Annotated in this window: 2 protein-coding genes; both read right to left on the bottom strand. The window is 62.0% G+C overall.

The window, feature by feature from the left end; genetic code table 11:
- Positions 1-1,144, bottom strand: a 1,144-nt coding sequence (locus Q0176_RS05600; protein ID WP_299300076.1) for an ABC transporter substrate-binding protein, incomplete at its 3' end; no start/stop codon positions are given.
- A gap of 126 nt (positions 1,145-1,270) precedes the next feature.
- A partial coding sequence (locus tag Q0176_RS05605; protein ID WP_299300079.1) for an ABC transporter substrate-binding protein occupies positions 1,271-2,405 on the bottom strand: 1,135 nt, incomplete at its 5' end.

Raw genomic sequence — 2,405 nt, forward strand, 5'->3', positions numbered from 1 at the left:
CGTCGAGGAAGGCGCCGTACTCCATGACGCGGATCTCCGCGGTGATGCCGACCTCCTCCAGCATTCCCTGAATGATGGTCGCCGCGTCCATGCGCTCCTTCGACTCGTTGGTCCAGATCGCAAGTTTGAGGTCCTTGACCCCGGCCTCCTCCAGGAGCTTCTTGGCCCCTTCGACGTCCTGGGCAGGGATGGGAGCGTCCTTCAACGCATAGCGCATTCCTGGAGGCAGGGGGCTCCCCGTTACGGAGCCGACGCCGCGACAGACGGCCTTCTGCATCCCGGGGATGTCGAGGGCCATCTTGATCGCCCTGCGCACGCGCACGTCCTTCAGGGCGGGGCGCTGGCAGTTCAGGGCGATGTAGTCCACCCGGTTCGAGGGATGCCGCAGCAGGGTCAGGTTCTTGTCGGACTCGATCCGTTCGAAGTCGGAGAAATGGATACCGTAAGCGACGTCCACGGCCCCGCTTTGAAGCTCGATCGTGCGGCTCGACGCCTCCGGGATCGCTCGGACGACCAACGTCTTGAAGTTGGGCTTCTTGCCGTGATAGTCCTCGAAGCGCTCGAGGATGACGCGGTCCGCCTTCTTCCAGCTGACGAACTTGAAGGGACCGGTTCCCACCGGGTTCTTGGCGGGATCGCCCTCCTCCACGGCCTTCTTGTTGACGATGCCCGCCCAGGACTCGCCCAAGGCGTAAAGGAAGGGGGTGACGGGCCGCCCCAGGTTGATTTTGACGGTGTAGCGGTCCAGCACCTCCACGTCCGTGAGGTCCTTGATCAAGGCATGGGCGGAAGTTCCGAGTGGGGTCTTGGCCCGGTCGAGGGTGAACTTCACGTCGTCCGCGGTGCATTCCTCGCCGTTGTGGAATTTGACCCCCTTGCGGATGTGGAACACGTAGCTCGTCGGCGTCGGCTGCTCCCAGCTCTCTGCCAGCATGGGCTCCAGGGAACCGTCCGGAGCGATGAATACCAGGTTCTCAAACATCTGAAGCAGGACGTTGGCCGAGACGTTCTCCGAGCTGGGGAGCGGATCGAGAACGCGGATATCCGCACCGTTCGCCACAATCAGGGTATCCTCGGCCGCGAGGACCATCATCGGCGAAAGGCACAGGAACAGGGCTGCAAGAAAAACAAACGTCTTTTTCATGAAACGCGCACTTCCTTCCAATGGGCTGTTTTCTTCTGTCTTCCCTCTCATCTGGTTTTATCCTCCCCGGCGGGACCTCGAAAGAACCGGCGGGGAGGCGCCTTGGGACCTCTTGCCGAGTCAGGATCACTCCTGATTCAGCTTCACCTTCGAGAGCTCGTAGATCCCGCGGATATGCATCGGGAACTCCTGGACGCGGGGACCGTATGCGGCGGCAATCCCCCGGACGGCCCAATACAAGGTGGGCATCTGATCCAGGAACAGCCTCTGAGCCTCCTTGTAGACCGCCTCACGTTCGGGGCCCTCCGGCACCGTAACGCCCTTGTCCAGCAGTGCGTCGAACTCCTTGTTGCTGAAGAAGGCGTTGTTGGTGACGTTGATGGCGCGCGAGTGATAGAGGCGGGTCAGGGCAAACTCGGGGTCGGGAAGGTTGTTTCCCCAGCCGCCGAGGGCGAGGTCATGTTCTCCGCGGTCCACCTTCTCGAGGAAGGCGCCGTACTCCAGGACCTGGATGTCCGCCTCCACGCCAATCTCCTCGAGCTGAGCCTGGATGATGGTGGCGGCGTCGACGCGCTCCTTCGACTCGCTTGTCATGATGGTCAGCTTGAGGCCCTTGACCCCGGCCTCCTCGAGCAGCTTCTTCGCTCCCTCGATGTCCTGCGCCGGAGCCTTGAGGCTCTGGTCGGAGTAGCGCATGTCGTAAGGGATCGGGCCGCCGGGGACGTACCCCTCGCTGCGGTAGATGGCCTGCCGCATCCCTTCGAGATCCAGCGCCTTCGCGATCGCATGGCGTACCTTCACGTTATCCAGAGGGGGCTTCGAGCAGTTGAACACGACGAAATCCGTGCGAAGCGATTTGCGCTTCAGCAGGGTGAGCTTGGGGTTCTCCTCCACGCGCTTGAAGTCGTTTACGGAGACGTCGTAGGCTACGTCGACGGCCCCGCTCTCGAGTTCGATCACCCGGACGGAGTCCTCGGGGACAGCCCGGATGATCAGGCTGGAGAACTGCGGCTTCTCGCCATGGTAATCGTCGTTGCGCTCCAGGATCACCCGGTCGCCCTTGATCCACTTGACGAACTTGAAGGGACCGGTGCCGATCGGGGCGCGATTGTGGGCCTCGGTGCCGATCTCCTCGACGACCTTCTTGCAGACGACGCCGCCCCAGACCTCGCTGAATACATAGAGGAACGGCGTGAAAGGATTCTTGAGGTGCACGGAGATCGTATAATCGTCGATCTTCTTGACGTCCTCGATCATCGCC

This window comes from uncultured Fretibacterium sp. (assembly GCF_938040765.1).
Classification (GTDB): Bacteria; Synergistota; Synergistia; order Synergistales; family Aminobacteriaceae; genus CAJPSE01.